At 50.0% G+C, this 19,991-nt stretch carries 13 protein-coding genes; 5 read left to right on the plus strand and 8 right to left on the minus strand.

What is annotated here, in order from left to right; translation table 11 throughout:
* Positions 1-4 precede the first annotated feature (4 nt).
* The 5 genes from thrA to B036_RS31170 form a co-directional block, all read right to left on the minus strand.
* A complete protein-coding gene (gene thrA, locus B036_RS0125860; RefSeq protein WP_020571631.1) occupies positions 5-2,470 on the minus strand; it encodes a bifunctional aspartate kinase/homoserine dehydrogenase I in 2,466 nt (821 codons plus the stop codon).
* A gap of 269 nt (positions 2,471-2,739) precedes the next feature.
* Positions 2,740-3,180 (minus strand): rRNA maturation RNase YbeY, encoded by a 441-nt coding sequence (ybeY, locus tag B036_RS0125865; RefSeq protein WP_020571632.1) that lies wholly within the window; start codon positions 3,178-3,180, stop codon positions 2,740-2,742.
* A complete protein-coding gene (locus tag B036_RS0125870; RefSeq protein WP_020571633.1) occupies positions 3,180-3,569 on the minus strand; it encodes an ATP-binding protein in 390 nt (129 codons plus the stop codon). The genes ybeY and B036_RS0125870 overlap by 1 nt, the downstream gene beginning before the upstream one ends.
* Before the next feature lie 208 nt (positions 3,570-3,777).
* Positions 3,778-7,119 carry a DUF4175 family protein gene (locus B036_RS0125875; RefSeq protein WP_020571634.1) on the minus strand — a complete coding sequence of 1,114 codons (3,342 nt, stop codon included), beginning with the start codon at positions 7,117-7,119 and terminating at the stop codon, positions 3,778-3,780.
* Positions 7,120-7,460: 341 nt separating this feature from the next.
* Entirely contained in the window at positions 7,461-8,684 is a 1,224-nt protein-coding gene (locus B036_RS31170; protein WP_020571635.1) for an NRAMP family divalent metal transporter, read from the minus strand.
* A 285-nt stretch (positions 8,685-8,969) separates the two neighbouring features.
* Here B036_RS31170 and B036_RS0125885 point away from each other — a divergent pair, with 285 nt between their 5' ends.
* Positions 8,970-9,344 (plus strand): hypothetical protein, encoded by a 375-nt coding sequence (locus tag B036_RS0125885; RefSeq protein ID WP_020571636.1) that lies wholly within the window; start codon positions 8,970-8,972, stop codon positions 9,342-9,344.
* A 141-nt stretch (positions 9,345-9,485) separates the two neighbouring features.
* On the opposite strand, the gene B036_RS0125890 is transcribed toward B036_RS0125885, so the two are convergent.
* The gene (locus B036_RS0125890; protein ID WP_020571637.1) at positions 9,486-10,601 is read right to left on the minus strand and encodes a COX15/CtaA family protein; all 1,116 of its coding nucleotides are present in this window, start codon (positions 10,599-10,601) and stop codon (positions 9,486-9,488) included.
* Between the two features lie 664 nt (positions 10,602-11,265).
* Here B036_RS0125890 and B036_RS31175 point away from each other — a divergent pair.
* Positions 11,266-13,716 carry an alpha-L-rhamnosidase-related protein gene (locus tag B036_RS31175; protein WP_020571638.1) on the plus strand — a complete coding sequence of 817 codons (2,451 nt, stop codon included), beginning with the start codon at positions 11,266-11,268 and terminating at the stop codon, positions 13,714-13,716.
* Between the two features lie 44 nt (positions 13,717-13,760).
* Here B036_RS31175 and B036_RS0125900 read toward each other — a convergent pair whose 3' ends face one another.
* Positions 13,761-14,495: an RDD family protein gene (locus B036_RS0125900; protein WP_020571639.1), complete on the minus strand. Its 735-nt coding sequence runs from the start codon at positions 14,493-14,495 to the stop codon at positions 13,761-13,763.
* A gap of 326 nt (positions 14,496-14,821) precedes the next feature.
* On the opposite strand from B036_RS0125900, the gene B036_RS31180 reads away from it, so the two are divergent.
* From B036_RS31180 to B036_RS0125915, 3 genes are all read left to right on the plus strand, one after another.
* Entirely contained in the window at positions 14,822-16,222 is a 1,401-nt protein-coding gene (locus tag B036_RS31180) for a sensor histidine kinase (protein ID WP_020571640.1), read from the plus strand.
* A 27-nt stretch (positions 16,223-16,249) separates the two neighbouring features.
* Positions 16,250-16,993 carry a response regulator transcription factor gene (locus tag B036_RS0125910; protein ID WP_020571641.1) on the plus strand — a complete coding sequence of 248 codons (744 nt, stop codon included), beginning with the start codon at positions 16,250-16,252 and terminating at the stop codon, positions 16,991-16,993.
* Between the two features lie 265 nt (positions 16,994-17,258).
* Entirely contained in the window at positions 17,259-18,638 is a 1,380-nt protein-coding gene (locus B036_RS0125915; protein WP_020571642.1) for a D-alanyl-D-alanine carboxypeptidase, read from the plus strand.
* A gap of 179 nt (positions 18,639-18,817) precedes the next feature.
* On the opposite strand, the gene B036_RS0125920 is transcribed toward B036_RS0125915, so the two are convergent.
* Positions 18,818-19,720 carry a M90 metallopeptidase family protein gene (locus B036_RS0125920; protein WP_044103865.1) on the minus strand — a complete coding sequence of 301 codons (903 nt, stop codon included), beginning with the start codon at positions 19,718-19,720 and terminating at the stop codon, positions 18,818-18,820.
* Positions 19,721-19,991: the final 271 nt, after the last annotated feature.

Raw genomic sequence — 19,991 nt, forward strand, 5'->3', positions numbered from 1 at the left:
GCGATTAACTTAAGAATTTACCGATCTTAATTATTTCGGCGAAAACGCCGGCGGCCGTTACTTCAGCCCCAGCCCCCGGGCCTCGTACGACAAGAGGACGCTCACGGTAGCGGTCGGTGGTGAAGACAATCATATTGTCGCTGCCGTTCAGTCCGTAGAATGGGTTATCTGAATCTACTGCCTGAATACCAACGCTAGCTTCCTCTCCTTCAAGAGTAGCAATCATGCGAAGTACTTTTCCTTCAGCTGCCGCATCGGCCTGCAGGCCAGAAAAATAATCGGCGTTGTTTTCCAGTACCGTAAAAAAGTCGTTGACACTCTCTGCTTCCATTGCTCCTTCGGGTAAGAAACCAATCAGCTTGATGTGCTCCGTCTCCATCGGTATTCCGGTTTCGCGGGCGAGGATGAGGATCTTACGACCTACGTCTTTGCCCGAGAGGTCTACGCGGGGGTCTGGCTCCGTGAAGCCTTTCTCTTTTGCCTCCTTAACTATCTCATGAAAAGGGCGACTACCATCGAAGTTATTGAAGATGAAACTAAGCGATCCACTGAGTACGCCTTCTATTTTCCGAATGCGGTCCCCACTATCCAGTAGATCCTGTAAAGTAGAAATGATCGGCAAGCCAGCACCAACGTTGGTTTCGTAATGAAACTGAACGCCTCGTTTGGCTGCGATTGCTTTCAACCGCTGGTACTGCAGAAAGCTTGATGAGTTGGCTACCTTGTTCGGTGTTGAAATACTAATGCTCTCATCGAGGATACCGGGGTAATAGCTGGCAATTTTATCGTTGGCCGTATTATCTACAAAGATGCTGTTGCTGAGGTTTAGGTCACGCATCCGGCCGACGAAGACGGCCAGGTCGGCGTCCGTACCTTTGGCCATCAGGTGGTCCATCCATTCTTCGTCGATGTCAAGGCCATCTTCAGCAAAGATCATCTTACGGGAGTTAGCCATGCCAACTACCTTAACTTCCATTCCAAGCTTAGTACGAAGGTATTCGTTCTGTTCCCGGATCTGTTGTAGGAGAGTTCCACCGATCAAGCCGACACCAACCACGAAGAGGTGAAGTGTTTTATACTCAGAGAGGAAGAAAGCTTCATGCAAAGCGTTGAGTGCTTTGTTCTCATCTTCCTTCGGGATAACTACGCTTATGTTGAGTTCGCTGGAGCCCTGAGCGATGGCAACGGCATTGATCCCGTTTTTCCCCAACGCCTGGAACAGGCGGCCGGAAATACCTGGTTGGTAGCGCATGTTCTCACCGATGATGGCGATGACGCTTAAGTCACGCTCCACCTTCACTGCATTCACTACGCCTCGATCGATTTCATAGGCAAAAGCATCTCTTACAGCTTCCTTAGCCCGATCTGCATCAGAGGGTTGCACCGCAAAACTGATGGCGTGCTCGCTGGAGCCCTGGGTAATAAGGATGATGTTGATTCCTTTCTGCGCCAGCCCACTGAACAGGCGGGCACTGATGCCGGGAACACCAAACAGGCCGCTACCGGACAAAGTCAATAGGGCAACGTTATTAATCGAGCTAATTCCCCTTACGGCTACTCCATCGTCGGGGTTGTTTTCTTCACTGACTTTGGTCCCCGAAAAACTCGGATCAAACGTGTTCTTGATGTAGAGTGGAATACGCTTTTTCAACGCGGGCATCAGGGTGGGCGGATAGATTACCTTAGCCCCGAAGTGGGACATTTCCATGGCCTCCGCATAAGTAAGTTTCGGAATGGTGAACGCCTTCTTCACCCGGCGGGGATCAGCCGTCAGTACACCACTTACGTCTGTCCATATCTCGATCGCATCGGCGTTGAGTCCGGCAGCAATCAAGGAAGCAGTGTAGTCTGACCCTCCACGGCCTAATGTAGTAGTCAGCCCTCCTTTAGCAGAAGCGATAAAACCTGTAACTACCTGAACCTTAGTGTGTTCTGCGTAGTATTTATTAATTAGTTCGTAGGACTTGTCAAAATTAACCTTCGCTGCACTGAAGGCTTTATCCGTACGGATAACCTTACGCGCATCAAGGAATTCAGCAGGAATACCAGCTTGCTGCAGGGTCTGTGAAATGATGTAGGCAGAAGAGCGCTCACCGAAGCTGAGCACATAATCCATAGTACGGCTGCTCGCTTCACGGACGAGAAAAACGCCGTAGAGTAGATTTTTCAGTACGTCGTGGGACTTCCGCATTTGGGCAGAGGTTTCTTCCAACAGGTGGCCATCTTGTAACAGGTCAGAAATGGCTTTCTGGTGTCGGTCAGCGAAAGCCTGGAATGCCTCTCCGTACCGGTCATCGCCGGCTGCAGCCAGGCGGCTCATCTCAATCAGGCTATCGGTCACTCCACCGAAGGCGGAGAAGACTACGGTGAAGTGATCACCGGCTGCGTAGTAATCTTTGAGGATATCAACGATGCCGCGAATCCGCTCTGGCTTAGCGACGGAGGAACCGCCGAACTTAAGGACTTTCATGGGAATTTATCACTTGGCTCCCGTACTAGTAAACGGTCAACATTGACTATTGACAGAACACTTGGGGTAATTGCTTAGAAATTACGCAAAGATGTGGAAAATCCGTGGGTATATGGTGGACAAGGGTTTGGGTATTTACGATCAGTTAGGCGTTGCAGGGACCTTGCTTTTTAAAACTTGCTTTGCATCCTGCGTACCCGCCTTATCAATAGGATAGCATCCCATATTAAGCGGATGCACAGAGTTTAAACCAGTGCTGATCTGTGACTCTATAAAAGCGCATCAGGTCGTAGACTTAAGGCCCAATCCTCAAGCTGCCGCATTTCTTCAGCTTCTTGTTCGGTTTTATCTCCTTGTCCGCAAAGGTGCAAGACCCCATGAATAATGACTCGGTGCAGTTCTTCCGAATAATTGATTGCCCGATCAGTTGCGTTATCGGTAACCCGCTCGGTAGAAATAAAAAGGTCTCCGGAAACGAGGGGAAAGTGTTCGTAAGGAAAGGTAATGATGTCCGTCAGGGTATCGTGGTTCAGGTATTCCACGTTCATTTGAAGGAGGTAATCATCGCCGCAGAAAATATAATTGATCGCACCGGCTTGTCCACCCCGTTCTACGATAACCGATTCGATCCATTTGCTAGTTACCGCATGAAGATTCTCAGGAAGCAGAGTGCCTCCCTCTTCAAGGTGGAACAAAATTTCGGTTGCCATTACTTCAGGCGAAACTGCATTTCGACGGTGGTACCGCCATTGATGTAGCGTAGCTTATCACAAAGCTGGTTCATCAGAAATACGCCACGACCGCCGCATTCGCAAAGGCGCTCGGGAGACGTAGGGTCTGGTAATTTATTGTAGTTGAAACCACGCCCCTGGTCAGTTACCTGCACGGCAAGGCCGTTGCGGGTTTGAGCCAGCTTTATACTTACTGTTTTAGTGCGGTCCTGTTTGTTGCCATGAATGATGGCATTGTTAACCGCTTCCGTCAGGCTAATCAAAAGATTGGCATGCTTTTCCTGGTCAAGTTGGTAGCGATCAGCAATCTGATTCACATAACCTTCCACCTTATTAATGTTGCTGGGATCCGAAGCTAGCTGAAGCATATATGTTTGAGCTGTTTGATTTCTGACTGATGACAAGGGGAAGACTTTTTAATGTAAACATCACAACCACGGGAAAAGGTTGTAATTGGTTGACTTACAAGATATAGACGCTAAAATTCATAAGCGTCACATTGACTATCATCCTAATTACGTAAAAACAAGTATAAGGTTCGCAAAGCGAAAAACAAAATGTGAAGAAGTATGGCTACTAATTCCCTCGTAAAGACCGGAAGTACTCGTCAACCAATCCCTGGAAATATGGATTCAATTCAGGCGTTACCCGCTTGAACATTTCTATTTCAGCTCTGCGTTTTTTCATGTACTCTTCCAGGCTAGGGGGTAATTCCTTGCGGCGTTGTTGCGCCGTTTCAGATTTACGTTTTTCGTCCATTTCCTGCTGACGTTCCGCTTTTTCGTGATCAAGCATTTTACTCAGTATCTCCTGCTGGCGCTTCATCATCTCACTGGTGAGCCGCTTATTTACAAGGTCTTCTTCTGCTTCGTTCATCTTGTCGATCATTTCCTGCAGTTCGGGGTCGGTGCCTTCACCGCCTTGCTGTTTGGCTTTTTGCTTGCCTTCCAGCGCTTTGCGCAGGGCTGCCTGCCGGGCGGCCATTTCAGCGAATTCTTTAGCCGAACCGCCTTCACCTTTTCCTTTTTCCAAGCCTTCCTTCATGCCTTCCATGGCATCGTTGAGGCTACGTTGACTGTCACTTCCGGGGTTTTTACTTGGCTTACCCGGCTTATTACCTTTGCCTTCACCGGGGTTCTCGCATTGCTGGTCACCCGCCATCATTCCGGCCATTTGCTGCTGCATGTTTTCCATGCTTTCGCTGAGCATCAGCGCCAGATCATTGAGCCCAGTCATTGCCCGTTGTTGAATAGCCCGGGCTTGAGGGGTACGCCGTTCTTCGAGTTCACTAACGGTACCTTTCAGATTTCCTTTGATTTCAGTGACCTTCTCGGTAATGAATGTTTCGATTTGGAAATTTCGTTTCGCCAGTGCGTTCAGGGAATCCTTTACCAATTCAAAGTCGTTGTTGATCTGGAACTGATCCTGCACCAATTCTACATACCGTGGGGTATTGACGGTCGTAATATCAAGTTGTTCCATCACCTCCTCTTCATCGAAGCTGAGGTCGACAATATTTTCCAATAACTGACGAAGGGCAGCGATGTCTTCTTCCATCCCTTCCTGCTGCATACTCTGCATGGAAGCGGCCATGGACTCTGCCATTTCTTTCATTTTTTTACTGGCCTTCTTTTGTTTTTCAGAAGCTTCCTGGTTTTCCTGCTTCTCCATGTCTTCCTGAGCACCTTCCATGTCTTTCTTGACCTCTTCTTGCTTTTCCTGGTCATTTTCCATGTCCATCGGCTTCTCGAGTTCTTCGTTTTTCTCTTCGGTCTCCTTCATTTCCTCCTGAAGTTTCTCGAATTCTTCCTTGATCTCTTCTTGCTTTTTTTCCAGCTCTTCCTGAGGCTTTTCCTGCTTCTCCGTTTGCTCAGCAAGCTCTTCCTGCTCCTTTGCCAGTTCCTCAAGTTTATCGATCTGGTCCTGCATTTCTTTTTCTACTTCGAGTTGCTTGAAGAGTTCCAGCATGCGATCCAGCTCGGCTTCGGTCTGCTCGTCATCGAGCTCCATCTCCTCCATCTTTTCGAGGGCCTCTTCCTTGTTGAGCTCTTCCATCAATTCCTGGATCTGCTTCATCAGGTCCTGCATTTCCTGATCGAGCGACTTCTCGAACATCTCCTGAAGTTTTTCCTGCTTTTCAAGGATCTGCTCGTCCTGTTCCTGCTGCTTTTCCATGTTTTCCTGGAATGCTTTCTGTGCTTCGTCGATTTGCTTCTGCACTTCTTGCTGACGCTCGGCGAGCTTCTCGAGCTCTTTTTTCATTTTCCAGTCCAACTCCTTTTCCTGCAACATTTTCTCGCGCAGTTCCTTTGTATCCTTTTTCAGCTCTTTGGTTGCTTCGAGGGCTTTTTTCAGTTCCTCTTTAACCTTGCTGTCGTTCTGGTCCTCCTGCTCTTTCAGTTCTTCTTTGCTTGGATTGCGGAAAGCCATGACACCGGTACGGGCAGACTTTGCGCCGTTGACACCGTCGTTGTCAAATACTTCGAAGTAGTAGGTCAATTCATCGCCGGGGTTCAACGCCAGGTCGTTGGTTAAATCCCAAACGTAGTCGTAGCGGGTTTGCTTCCCGGCCGGGCCACTGATGGAGACGCGCTGCTCATCTCCTTCAGCGCCGGTTTCTCCGTTTTTGATGCGATAAACAAAATTGAGTTTGCTTACGCCGTGATCATCGGAGGCTTCGCCAAGGAAGAAAAGAAGTTTTTCGTCGGTGCTGTCAGGAAAGGATTCTACCGTTATCTGGGGATAAAGATCAGGAATGACGGAGAGGCCATAGCTGACAGAATCGGCCAGCGGCAGGCGTTCGTTACCGATGTACAGGGTGTAACGATCATTCTTCATCGCCCGCTTATCAAAACTGTAGAGGTCGGAGCCGTCGCGGCGAAGGGGGGTGAATTCCGCTTCGTTGGCAAAACGAAGATCGATGTTGTCGGTATTTTCTGTGTCAAAAGACCACTTGATCTTGGTTCCGGCAGGAACCGTCAGGTCACCGATATTAGCCAGCTGTTCGTCGCGCCGACCGAGGTAATTCGGGTAATCCAACTCTACAGTGAAAGCGGCGATGTTGGGTTTCGGTAATACGGATAGGGTGAACTCGTCACTTTCTACTTCCGAGGTCGACAGTTTGAATTCAGTATCAGCCTGTACGTTGCTGAACTGGTAACTGAAGGTGTTGGCGTTCTCTTTCTGCAGGCGGTAGCGGTAGCCATCAACCTCAATGTAGGCTTCGGAAGGAAGGACATCTCCTTCAACTTTGACCGTCAGCGGGAAATCACCGTATTGGATCACTTCCAACTCGTCGCCCTGGTCGACCACAAAAGAGAAGGGCGCCGGACGTTCAAATTTTTCGTTGTTCCGCAGCAAGCGGTTAGTGCCATCAGTAATGAGGCTCGGAGCCGCGAATAGAATAACCAAGAGCAGCAGCAGGGGGGGAAGCGCATACTTCAGGTACTGGCGATTTTTGCTCAGATCGATGGCGGAGGGAAAGGATACGGGGCTGATCTCCGATGCTTTTTGGTCGATGGATGCCAGAATCAAACTGGTATCGCCACCGGCACTCGCCTGTTGGCGCAGCTGAAGTACGTTGAGCAGTTTATCCTTCACGTTCGTAAAATGGCTGCCGATCATCTCCGCAGCTTTTTCGTGGCTAATCACTTCGCCCAAACGGAAGTAATGGGCCAACGGCAGCAGTACCCAGCCACCTAAGGCGACCAGGCTAAGGCCGACGAACCCGTAGAACATCATCTTGCGGGTACCCGTCTCAAAAAAGAACTGGCTCTCCAGCAAGCTGACCAACAGGAAAGAGGCCAGCACCAGGCCGGTAGTGTACAGCAAGCCTCGGATAACCGAATTGAGGTAGTATTTCCGAGTGAAGCTGTCGAGCTTCTGGATCAACTGATCGTAGTGATTGGTTTGGGGCATAATAAAAAGCTTACTGTACACAGAGAAAAGAACTCCAAAATAAGGAAAAGATTACAACTGTAGTATTGTTGTAAGAGAACGGTGGATAGCGTGTTAAAATTTTGGGGTGAGATATTGGGTTTTGTCGTTAAAAGACGGGTTTTTAGCGGGCGCGGGCGCGGGTGCAAAGGAGTTGTTAAGGAGCAGGGGTCCCGTCGGACGGATACTGGTTAGCGCCTGCGGCGCTCAAATCAGGTCCGTCGGACGGGGTCAGAACTTGCGGCACATCGCCGGCCCGACGGCCCCCGCTGGGGAACTGCGTTCCCTGGCGGGTAGCCGTCCGACCGGGGTGAAGCTTGTTTTCACCGGCGCCGGTAGATAAAGTAGGTCAGACCGACCGCATAAACAAGGGTCAAGGCTTCAGCCCAGAACCCAATACCGGATACCAGAACTTTTTCCAATAACAGTTCAAAGTTCTTATACGCCAGGAAAGAAGCAACTAGCCACCCCGCCGCATTTTGCCAGTGCGCATTCACCTTACCCCCCAGTAACGACCGGTCATTAGCAAAGACCAAAACAATGGCCGCGATGAGCGGCAGCAAAAGTCCGTTGGCAACCTGGGCCGCCAGGATGACGGTGATAATGTCGATCTCCAGCAGCGCAACCAATAAGCCGACGACCAGCACCCCACCCCAGATCATTCGGAACCAGACTTGTTTCACAACGGAATGTTCTCCTGCTTCCCGAACCAGCAATTCCCGGCCGGCAATGGCCGCTGCCAACGGCGCCGTCACCGCAGAGCTAAAGCCAGCAGCAAAAAGACCGATGCCCAACACCACCTTGCTCCAATCTCCCAATACAGCATCCAGCGTCCGCGCCAAATCGGAAAAATTGGTAAACGACGTAGCCACGCTCCCCACCAAAACAATACACAACGTGATGATGCCACCAACTAAAAAGGACAACAACAAGCCGTTCCGCATATCGCCCAATTGCTGCCCTTTGCTGAGCCCCGCCGCCAGGAAAAAATTGTAGGGTACAATCGTAGTGCCCACCAAACCAATCACCGTACCGGTCGCCACCGTATTATTTCCGGCAAACGATGCGCCACCCAAAAACAACTGTATGGCCGCCACGATAAATACGACCGCCATGATAATAACCACACCGGCCAGTGCCCGGGCGATCCATTTCGTTTCTCCTGGCCATAATACGACCCCGGCAATGGCCCCCAACACCAATACCCACCAGCGCTCCAGCCCAAAAAAGAGCTGTAAACCACCCAATGCGCCCACCAGGTTTCCCGCCTGGTAGGCAACGCACCCTAACAGCACCGCCACGAAACATGCAATGGCCAACCATCGGCGACGCGTGCCAAGTATCTGCCCTAAGGTCTGCCCGCTCACCAGGGTCAACCTTGCGGCCATTTCCATCAGCAAAAAACCGGCAAAGGCAGCCAGTAAAACGAAAGGTAAATACCCCCAGCCGCCTTCACTGCCCGCCCGCGCGGCGGTAGTAACGGTACCCGGACCAATAAAGGCGGCGGCGATGAGGGACCAGACGACGGCACGAGACCAGGAAGACATAGTGAATAGTTGAAGAAAGAATGATGGAATAACTGCTGCAGCGGTGCGGACAAAATCACACCGCGACACTTATGCCCCCCGACTCCGATCGGGAGCCGGTTTCTCATAGCCTTTCCGTCCGGCCCTGGGCCGGACGGGTCCTCTTGATTGCCGCCGTTCACCGAGCGAAGCCAGGGTGGTAAAATGCTATGTTTGCGTCGGGGTGCATGGAACAAACTTAGTCTTTTAACACTTGTTACCGCTACTGTACCGTCATATTGATCTTCAGCTCAATCGCTAATTCCCATGATCCTCTTGCTACACACACTAATTGAAGCCAGCGTAGGCCTCCTGCTTTTATTTTACCCCGGAGCCGCAGAACTCATTCCCGGTTTTGCCGACGGACAAGGAGAGAGTTACGTAATGCTGATGAAGATGTACGGATTAGCCGCCTGCTTCCTGGCCGGACTTTCATTACTCGCTTACCTGAAAAAAGGCAATAAGGAATTCGTCGGCCTGATCCTCGGAAGCCTGACGGTGTTCCATCTTGGGATGACCGTGATTCAGGCCATCTACAATTCAGACTCCCGTGCCATGCTTTTACACTTTCTCCTCCTGATCTTGCTCGGTGGTCGTTTCATTCGGGTGCGAAAAGGGGATTGGGCCGAAAATGCAGCGTAAGCGTAAAGACAATGTTATCGTGCCCAAATGAGCTTCACACACTATTTGCGTACAGATAATATAGGGCTGAAATAAGCGCGAAATTTCGCTCCATACGGACCGGCTTTAACATTTACAAATTTATTAATCGCCTTTTTCCACCTATTTATCCACAGTTCTTAACAGAGTACCAGGACGGAGGATATAATTCCAATAAACGACGATTCCCACCAAGGCAATGGCACCAACCTGATGCGCGACGCCGAGGCCGACGGGAACCTGCCCTGAACTGTTGACTACCGTAGCAATTCCAAGTAAAGCTTGAGTTATCAACAGGATTATCAACAGGGTATTAGTTTTTACTAACAATGGGCTACGAACCTTAGTAAAGGCTTGGTATAAGTAGATTAAAACGATGATTATCAGACCATAAGCGGTCATGCGGTGCAAGAATTGAATTAAGGCTGGTTGGAAGGGAGATGCCTCGTAGTACACAAGGTTATCCACACTCCATGCAGAAATGTCGGTTATTGCAGCAGGAACAAACTTTCCTTTCATAAGTGGCCATTCTGGGTAGACTAATGCGGTCCTTGCACCACTCATAATTCCACCCAGAATAAGCTGTACGCCCAGCACGATATTTATGGGCCAGCGCCACTTGTCCACATTATTTTGTGGAAAAGTAGGGACGTTAGGCTGCACAACCTTCAACGTTGTCCACAAAAGGTAGGAAAAGAGAATAATTCCCAAGCTTAAGTGTAGCGTTAATTTGTAGGCATCGACCCAGGGGCGATCGATCAATCCGCTCGCTACCATGATCCATCCGAAACTGGCTGCGGTGGCCGCCAGGAGCACCACAACGCCCAATCGACGCATCAGCGGAGGGTCGAGCCATCCCTTACGCCAAAAGACCAGGAAGCCCACCACGAAGACCAATCCCATGAAGCGGGCCCACTGCCGGTGGAACCATTCCCAGAAGTAGATGAACTTGAAATCGTCCATGGAGATATCAGCAAAGATCTTTTCGTACTGAGGACTGGCCTGGTACTTCTGGAACTCGGTCTGCCAGTCGGCCGCGTTTAGTGGCGGCATTGCCCCGGTCAGCGGTTCCCATTCGGTAATGGAAAGGCCCGACTCCGTCAGGCGGGTAATTCCCCCAATCACGATCTGGCCCACCACCATGATGAGCCCCACGATCAACCAAATCTTTACCGCACGGGGATAACTTCCTCCTTTCGTTTTTCCGTTTCCTTCCAGGATATTTTCCGTTTCGCCCATCTCTTAATAGTTATTAATACTTTTTTAAAATTTAAATCCTTTTATCGTTATTAAGGCTGTGGAAACGGGGAGAAAAAGGTCTCCGTTTCTTCTTCCCTTTAGTTATGCCCATTTCACGGGGCTTTTCCACGTCGGCCTAACAACGTAAAGCCCTGATTGATGCGGGATCACAAAATTATCCACATTGTCGGTTTGCATTGTCAACAGAATAACTTTTTCGCGTCGGAGTGTGGATTTATGACCCCACTATGTCAGTATGGTGTGGACTCAACCTCGGTAAAATTGTGGAAATGTGGATAACTCGGCCTTTTGGCGCGATCGCAGGTGCAAGGTGTGGATAAGTGCAGGGTTGTGCACAGTTGTCCACGCGCAGCGTGGGGAAAACGGGTTTTAGTAAACCACTGGTTAACAAGGCCTTTACGTATGGGTAATGTTGGCAGTGTGGAGAACGAATTTGGGTATTGTTGGCCTTGATCGATCTACTGAAGCCCTCAGTCCACTATCTTTTTTTCTCCGCGCATCTCCGGTGCTCCTACTTCTCCGCGCGAAAATGTCTGAGAGTTCGCGCGCGGAGCAGAGGAGAAAAGGAGCAACGCGGAGTTCTTGTTAATGACGGACTTGGCCTTCCTCCGTTAGTTTTTCTCATTTTTCGCATCTTAATGGTATGATAAAGCAAGCTGACCCCTCCTCCCGACTCAAGTATTTATGGAAAGTGCTGGTGATCTTGATCCTGGGCTTTTCGAGCAACTCCGGCACCGCCCAAAACTGGACGGCTAACCCCTGGCCCGCCAGCTGGATCACCCACCCCACTGCGCCCGCCACCGAATTCGCCGTCGTCAACTTTCGCCGGACGTTTGAACTGAAAGTCTTGCCCGACAGCCTCCCGGTCATGGTATCCGCCGATAACCGCTACCAATTGTTCGTCAACGGCCAGTGGGTAGGCGAAGGCCCCTCTCGCGGCGACCTCGCCCACTGGCGTTACGAGACCTACGATCTGAGACCATATATAAGGACGGGGAAAAATGTCATCGCCGCCATCGTCTGGAATTACGGAATCGACCGGCCCTACAGCCAGGAGAGTTACCGGCTGGGGTTCCTGTTTCAGCCAAAATCATCCGTTCTGCAGGAATTGAAGACGGACGAGCAGTGGAAAACGTACCATAACCAGGCCTACTCCCCCATTACCGGGGCGGGTAGTCGACTGGGCGCTTACTACGTCGCCGGGCCCCAACTTTGGATCGATGGGGAAAAAATGCCCTGGGGTTGGGAAGGTGAAAACTATGAGGATGGAGATTGGCTACCGGCAAAAACCATCACCCGGGGGAGCCCGGCGGCTGGGGGGACGGAGATTTACTGGGGGTTGGTGGAACGGGAGATACCTGAGTTTATTCGCAGCCAATTAGATCAGCCGCTCCCCGTAAGGGTTGATGAAAAGTTTACTAACCACCCGACGACGCCTGACACAGTACCACTCAACGTTATTTTACCCAATAGCGAACGTCGTATACTCTTTCAGTTTCCTCAGTTGGTGAATGCTTTTCACACTTTTCAATTCAACAAAGGGAAGGGGGCAACGGTCGAAGTTACTTATGCTGAAAGCTTATTTGATAAAAATGGGGACAAGGGTAACCGCGATGAAATTGAAGGTAAAAAGATCAAAGGGGTTTATGACATTTTTATCTTAGCGGGGGACAGGAGAAGTTACAGTACTCCCTGGTTCAGGACTGGACGCTACCTAGAATTGGCCATTAAGACTGCAGAGGATACCCTATTTATAGAAGATATTCTTTCGGAAGAGTTTGCCTACCCTTTTGTACCAATAGCTGCTTTCACCGACCCCAACAACACCCACCGCACCAACGAAATCTGGCAAGTAGGCTGGCAAACCGCCCGCATGTGCGCCCAGGAAACGTACGTCGATTGCCCCTACTACGAGCAGCTGCAGTACGTGGGTGATACCCGAATTCAGGCGTTGATCAGTCTTTACGTTTCGGGAGATGACCGGTTGATGCGCAAAGCGATCAAGATGTTCGACGAAAGCCGGATGACGGAGGGATTGACCCAAAGCCGGTACCCCAGCAACGTCCCGCAGGTCATCCCGCCGTACTCCCTGAGTTGGGTGGAAATGGTGGGCGATTACTGGATGCACCGGCCGGATACGGCATTTGTCCGCGAACGGCTAGAGGGTGTCCGGTCGGTGCTCAATTGGTACGATCAGCAACTGCTGCCCAACGGCCTGGTCGGCCCAACGCCCTACTGGAATTTTGTGGACTGGACCCCGGAATGGCCATGGAACAATGTACGCCGCGACGGCGGCGTCCCCGATCTGGAGGGTGGTTCAAGTATCCTCAGTTTGCAGTACGTCAGTGCGCTGCGGACGGCGTCAAAGCTTTTTGCATACTTCGGAGATCAGGGCCGGGCCAATGCTTACAGCTACCAGGCCGACAGAATTGCCGGGGCGGTTACCCGACTTTGCTGGAATGCTGACCGGGAAATATTTAGTGATACCCCAAAGGGAAAAAGCTTCAGTCAGCACGCCAATATACTGGCCCTCTTAACCGACCTTGCACCTGCGGCCGCGCCACAAATTATGTTAAGTGGAAGTGAAGGAATACCAACTTACCAACAAGCCCTTCTCAATAAAGTCCTTTCCGACAAATCCCTCACCCAGGTATCGGAATACTTCCGCTTCTACCTCATTCAGGCCCTTTACCAAACTGGCCGGGCGGATCTTTACGTTGATCAACTCAAGGTCTGGGCGGCTTACCTTGATCAGGGGTTTACCACCTTCCCCGAGAAACCAGGAGAAACCCGCTCCGATTGTCACGCTTGGAGCGCCAGCCCAAATTATGACTTACTGGCCACCCTGGCGGGAATTCGGCCATCAGCTCCGGGTTTCAGTAAAGTTGCCATACGGCCTGCGAAGGTTGACCTGGATTATACGGCTACCGTGGCTCATCCGGTGGGTGAGATTATGGTGAAGGCCAGAACGGTAGGAAAGGAAATTTTCTACGATATCACCCTACCGAAAGGAGTGAGGGGAGAATTTACTGCTACTACCGAGCCACTCCCCTTGAATGCTGGCCTGAATAAAGTGAAAATACGAATGGAGTAATGGACGAGCTTTATTCCGCCATTCCCCCATTCTCTTTTTCTCTTTTACCGCGTCAGTACAATAAAGTCCATCAATACCACCTCCAGGAACTTCTCCGGGGTATACTTGACTTCTTTTTTATCTAATTCCAATTGATCTGCAATTTTAACGGCCAGCTGGCGGACTGCCTGCCGGTGGGCGGTATTACCGTAGCGGCGCATGCGCTGCAGTGCACGCTTCACGATCATCATGTCGTTGTTGGTGAAGCGTTGTACCCCGGGAAATTCCGGATCATAATCTTCCCGGTTGGTGATGGCCATGATTTCTTCGAGGGTGAAGGTGGTGGCGATGGAGGTTTGAATGACTACGGTACCGGCCACAATGTCTCCGAGTCGCTGATTATACCGGCCGCTGGCGATGAGAAGGACGGCGGGGATGCCCAAAGAAAAAATAACGTCAGGAAGCAGGAAGATGGCGCGGGTCAGAAAATCTGCGGGGGTGGGGTCCCGGCCGTCGAGCCGGATCACCCGCAGACCAATGATGCGCTTGCCCAAGGTTTGTCCACGGCTGAACATTTCCAGAAAAAAATAATAAGCGAGGAATAGAAAGGTGATAAAAAGACCAATGATGGCCAAAGCATCAAAACTATTAATGAGGCTGGAAAGTAATACCGTCAGGATGCCGTAGGCGATCAGATAAATGGTGGCATCAATAAAGAAGCTACCAACTCTTGAGCCAGCGCTGGCCAGCGGGTAATCAATGCTGACGTTTTGGGTAGTCTGAATCGTGACGGATTCCATGACAGCAAGGTACGAATACCGTTAGGATACCTAACAGGGTTCATTAAACAATAACTTTCCGGTTTGCGAATGGCGCTTGCTACACTGGGCTTCACCGTGCGGTCAAAACCATAGCTAAGGCTATGCTTTCGCTCATTCGACTCGCTCAGCACCACAATCACTCATTCTCAACCAGGAAAGTTATTGTTTAATGAACCCTTAAAAACGAGTAAGGAAATGTAATTTTTCTTGATCGACAACGTACTTTGTCTTTACACAAGCTTTTACAAGCGCTCAGTGCCGTAAACCAATTGACAACTATCACTGGCACGCTGACCTCAATATTCATGAGTAAGAAAACTATCTACCTGATCATAGGATTGATCATCACGGCCATTGGCGGCGTCTTACTGTTGCAGCTGGACATGATACAAACGGCCATGAAGGTCAACGAACAGCGGTATGATGAAGCTGTACAAGATGCCCTTAAAGCAGCTTCCGAAGAACAGTATGAAAAGGAAGCTGCGTTGATCGATGCTCAGGTGAATTCGGGTTTTAAGGATCTTCGTCGCGGCCTCAATACCGGCTTGGCGGGTGGACCCGGCGGGTTGCTTGGCCGCAGCAGCGTTGCGCCACGCCTGGAGGCACTGGCGCAGTATGCCAATTACGACTTGATCGACCGGATCGACCGTGACTTGCTCGATAAAAAGCTGAAAACAGAATTTGCCAACGCTAATCTTGATGAAAAGCTGGAGTACGGCGTTTTTGATAATCGGCGCAAAGAGTTCATCATTAGAAACGGGCGTCGGCTTTCCGAAATCGGCACGGATACCAGTCGGCATACCGATTTGATGCGCAGCGTTTACCGGGTGTCCCTTTTTGACGATGATGCTGAAGTAAGAGGGTATCTCATTGCTTACAGCCCACGAAAAGAGGAAGTAATTTTTAACTCCATTTGGTACAACCTGGGAGCTAGTCTACTCTTCGTTAGCATCATACTGGGGTGTTTCATCTACACGATCTACGTCATTCTGTTTCAGAAGAAGCTTTCAGAGATGAAAACGGACTTTATCAACAATATGACACATGAGTTCAAAACGCCCATTGCGACCATTTCTTTAGCCACGGACAGTATTGTGAGCCCACGGGTTTCCGGCGATCCGGAAAAAGTAAAACGGTTTGCGAGCATCATTAAACAGGAAAATAAAAGGATGAACGATCAGGTCGAGAAGGTGCTGCAAATGGCCAAGCTCGATAAATCTAAACTTAACCTTAACCTAAGTCCTGTTGATCTCAATGATGTGATTACTGATGCCGCCGTTTACATCTCGTTGCAAGTGGAACCCAGGGACGGAACAATAGAGACAGACCTCCAGGCAGAGCCCGCAATTGTGGAGGGTGACATGACCCACATCTCGAGCCTGATCAATAATTTATTGGACAATGCCAATAAATATTCGCCGGATGCACCAAAAATCCTGGTGTCTACGCGCAATGTATCGAAGGGTGTAGAGGTTACTGTTAAGGATCATGGTCTCGGAATGAGTCGTGAGGCGCGAAAAAACATTTTTGATCGTTTCTATCGTGTGCATACCGGTGATCGGCACGACGTGAAAGGATTTGGCCTCGGCCTTTCCTACGTAAAAACCATCACGGAGGTACACAACGGAACCATTAATGTAAAAAGTGAATTAGGTAAAGGAAGTAGCTTCATCGTGACTTTTCCTTACCGCCAAGGAACAAAATAACCCCATAACTAAAAATCGACCTTTATCATGAGTGACGCTACCCTGGCAATTGCCCCCAAGATTTTACTGGTTGAGGATGATCGCAATTTCGGCGACGTTCTCCGCTCCTTTCTCGAAGTACACGACTACGACGTAACCCTGGCAACCGACGGCCTTGCCGGATTCGAAGCCTACCGCCAAAGTAAATGGGATGTCTGTATTTTTGACGTGATGATGCCACGCTTAAGCGGCTTCGAACTTGCCAAAAAAGTACGTGAGAGCGACAAGGACACACCGATCATTTTCCTGACGGCCAAGGCAATGAAAGAAGATATCCTCAACGGATTTGAGATCGGAGCCGATGACTACATCACTAAACCTTTCAACAGCGAAGAACTGCTCGCACGTATGAACGTGATTCTCCGGCGCAGCCAGGCTCCGGCAGACCCCAAAGAAGAACAGACCGAATTTGAATTTGGGCAGTTCCATTTCAATTTTCCCTTACGTATTTTAACCCACACCGATAACGGTGGCGAAAAAAGTAAGGATAAGCTCAGTCCGAAGGAAGCGCAACTACTTCGCTTGTTTGCCATCAATAAAAATGACATCCTTAGCCGAAATGAAGCGTTGACCAAGATTTGGGGCGAAGACAATTACTTCACCGCCCGCTCGATGGACGTCTTCGTAACGAAGCTGAGGAAGTACCTTAAGCCCGACGAAAACATTGAAATTGTCAATATTCATGGCAACGGTTTTCAGCTCTTAATCAGGAGCGAAAAGGAGGATGCTTGATTTTTTTTAGGGTACCTACATCAGAAAAATCGCTCCCGGAGGCCGGCTAACGTGTGAAAGTTTTTACATTTGGACCAAATTAAGACACTGTGCCCAATTTGCGGCACGCATATTTTTAGTTTTTGGGATTATGATTTATGGGCCGGGGCTTAGTCTCCGGCTCCTTTATTATGGGCTACTGAGTAGCAGCACTTGAAGTGAATAACACTAAATTTTTGGGCCGGTCTTGGCTGGTCTTGCTTCACTTTTTACTTTCCCACTACCGATGTTTTCAACCAAACGATTTAAAAATTTACTTCAATTAGCCGCGTCTTTTTTCCTGCTTTTCTGGGCGGGGACGCAGGTGCAGGCACAGCAGGAACTTAGCGGCCGGGATACCCGCGAGCTACAGGAACTGGTGGAGTACAGTGAAGTCTTTGCTCAGGGGCATACCGGCTTTGTACTTTATGACCTAGATTTCCAAACCTCCCTCTATGGGCACAATGCCGATCGGCACTTCGTCCCGGCCAGTAACGTCAAGCTGCTTACCTTTTATCTGGCCAACAAAATACTGGGGCACCGGACACCGGCATTATTCTACCAGGAGTATAACGATCACTTTGAAGTATGGGGTACTGGCTATCCCTTACTCATGCACCCTTCTTTTGCTTCCTTTGATGAAGCTGGCCCATGGTTCGCTAATCAAACAAAGCCGGTAGTCTTACATTTTCCGGCTGGTGAGGGGCAAGATATACCCAGGTATGGCGCCGGTTGGAGCTGGGACGATTACAATGATGGCTACGTCTATGAGCGATCCGTTATGCCCGTTTACGGAAACAGGTTATTTCTTGACCTCTCCCCGGTAGATGCCGAAGGCCGGCAAATATTGATGGGCGCGCCCATTTCCATCGCCGGGGCCATCCGTCAGGTGGATCACCAGGACGAAAGAATTCGTCGCTCTGAATTTGGTAATGACTTTACCGTCAATCCAATTTTTATGGAAGCGAGCGACTTTCCTGTCGAACGCCCCCTCCACCTTTCTGACCAGCTGATTTCCAACGAACTGGCGGCCACTTTTCCGCAACAGCGTATTTCGTACGGCCAAGCCCCCTACCCTGTTTCCGGTACCTTCAACAGCCTGGACGTTTCCCTACCCGATACGGTGTTCAGGAAACTGCTGCTTAATAGTGATAACTTCATCGCAGAACAACTACTCGTACAAGCTTCGGCGCGTCGGTACGGTCGCCCAGGGATCACCTCTGTAATCGATTATGCCAAAGACACGCTGCTGCCAACCATTGGTGTGGAAGATATTCGTTGGGTTGACGGAAGTGGCCTCAGCCGTTATAACCTGATGACGCCCCGCAACCTTGCGCGGGTTGTGATGGGGCTGGATCGAGAGGTCGGCCGCGATAGGTTTTTGAGCTTACTGCCCCAGGGAGGTGTTTCCGGAACGCTGGAAAAACGTTTCAATAACAAGGGAAAACCATACGTATGGGCCAAAACAGGCTCCCTTAGTGGCGTGGTTTGCCTTAGCGGCCTGCTGCAAACAAAACGGGGAAAATGGCTGGCCTTCAGCTTTATGCATAATAATTTTGTTGGCAGCAACCGGGGATATTACGATGAGATGGAGAAAACACTTGGGTGGTGCTACGAGAATTTGTAGGCAGGTGAGGTTACCTTTCTTTGCACCTGCGGCCGCGCCCAAGAGAATGCGAGAGTTAGAGAATGGAAGAATAGCTGCCGCGGTTACGTGCTCGCTTACGCTCGTAATGAATGTTGGAGTACCCTGCGAGCGTAAGCGAGTAGTATTCCCCCCATTCTCTCAATCCCCCATTCTCTAATTCACTTCTCCAGTAAACCAGAAATTTCCACAGCCAGCTCCGGCCGCAGCTTTTCCATCTCTACCCGATGGGTAAAGAAAAAGACCAGGGTGATGGCCGAAAGGTCCAGTTCTGGTAGACCAATATATTTCTTGAGGATGTCTTCCGAAAAGCCTGACAATTTTGTTACGCCGGGGTAATCAAGTGCCAGGGCATCAAATTTTTCCTTCAACTCAGGCTCCAGGCTGAGCATCGCCCGACCATACTCGTATAGGCCAAGGTGCAGGTACTTTTTTGGCTCGATGCAGGAACGGAGAAAAACATTGAGGGTCCAGATGATGGCACCGTCTTCGGGGTGAAGTTCACTACAGTGAAGTACTTCGTGCTTTGGTGTGGGGAAATAGTGCCGGTAAAAAACAACCGTTTCATAGTCTCCCAGCAAAAAATCCTCGCGATGAAAGCCTACGGTTGTCGCGGATGCTGCAACCATAGTGATTATATCGGGCGGAATCTCCTCAATGGCCTGCCCGTGAAAATGAAAGCGTTCCTGTAGTAAAAAAGTGCGTCGGCGAAACTCTCGTTTATCTTCAAGGCCCAGTCGCCGGTACAAGTCAAAACGCTCCAGTAGCGGGGCTAGCTCAATGGGCAGGTCTGGGGCATGTTTTTTCCAATACCACCAACGTAGCTGCGGAGCCAGTGCCAGAGCTCCTCCGATCATGATGACCGGCAGCAGGATCATCCAATCATACTGACCGCTTCTGGTGGTGTACCGCAGGATGCTGCCAAGAGCAGCAAGACAAAGCCCGGAAATAGTAATAGCACGAACGGGATCCATATGGGGAGGTAGTGAAAAAAAGCCGATGAGTAGGTTGAAAAGGCAACCGAGATACACAGAAAACGCATTCTGTCGAAAAATACGTGCCATCACGGCAAATTTTATCTAAAAACCAAACAGCAGCGTTAGCGGCCATAAAGTTATCATTCCCCGGAACTTATCCCCGGTTTCAGGTATTAGAACAATACCGGCACGTAAAATAAAACGCTGATAGCTTGCCTAAGTCAGTCTGATGAACGTAACTTTGCGTCGCTCTAGCAGGAATGCCTGTGGTACATGATCGCAATTCACGGTTCGGTTATTTGTAAAGAGCACATTCAAATATTTTTTGCCGCGATTCGTGAATGATAGCGGTAAAGTC

It is taken from the genome of Neolewinella persica DSM 23188 (assembly GCF_000373105.1).
GTDB classification, from domain to species: Bacteria; Bacteroidota; Bacteroidia; order Chitinophagales; family Saprospiraceae; genus Neolewinella; species Neolewinella persica.

What these genes read in the sequence shown, in the direction of transcription:
- thrA (WP_020571631.1), bottom strand. Translation starts at nt 2,470, where the DNA reads ATGAAAGTCCTTAAGTTCGGCGGTTCCTCCGTCGCTAAGCCAGAGCGG.
- ybeY (WP_020571632.1), bottom strand. Translation starts at nt 3,180, where the DNA reads ATGGCAACCGAAATTTTGTTCCACCTTGAAGAGGGAGGCACTCTGCTT.
- B036_RS0125870 (WP_020571633.1), bottom strand. Translation starts at nt 3,569, where the DNA reads ATGCTTCAGCTAGCTTCGGATCCCAGCAACATTAATAAGGTGGAAGGT.
- B036_RS0125875 (WP_020571634.1), bottom strand. Translation starts at nt 7,119, where the DNA reads ATGCCCCAAACCAATCACTACGATCAGTTGATCCAGAAGCTCGACAGC.
- B036_RS31170 (WP_020571635.1), bottom strand. Translation starts at nt 8,684, where the DNA reads ATGTCTTCCTGGTCTCGTGCCGTCGTCTGGTCCCTCATCGCCGCCGCC.
- B036_RS0125885 (WP_020571636.1), top strand. Translation starts at nt 8,970, where the DNA reads ATGATCCTCTTGCTACACACACTAATTGAAGCCAGCGTAGGCCTCCTG.
- B036_RS0125890 (WP_020571637.1), bottom strand. Translation starts at nt 10,601, where the DNA reads ATGGGCGAAACGGAAAATATCCTGGAAGGAAACGGAAAAACGAAAGGA.
- B036_RS31175 (WP_020571638.1), top strand. Translation starts at nt 11,266, where the DNA reads ATGATAAAGCAAGCTGACCCCTCCTCCCGACTCAAGTATTTATGGAAA.
- B036_RS0125900 (WP_020571639.1), bottom strand. Translation starts at nt 14,495, where the DNA reads ATGGAATCCGTCACGATTCAGACTACCCAAAACGTCAGCATTGATTAC.
- B036_RS31180 (WP_020571640.1), top strand. Translation starts at nt 14,822, where the DNA reads ATGAGTAAGAAAACTATCTACCTGATCATAGGATTGATCATCACGGCC.
- B036_RS0125910 (WP_020571641.1), top strand. Translation starts at nt 16,250, where the DNA reads ATGAGTGACGCTACCCTGGCAATTGCCCCCAAGATTTTACTGGTTGAG.
- B036_RS0125915 (WP_020571642.1), top strand. Translation starts at nt 17,259, where the DNA reads ATGTTTTCAACCAAACGATTTAAAAATTTACTTCAATTAGCCGCGTCT.
- B036_RS0125920 (WP_044103865.1), bottom strand. Translation starts at nt 19,720, where the DNA reads ATGGCACGTATTTTTCGACAGAATGCGTTTTCTGTGTATCTCGGTTGC.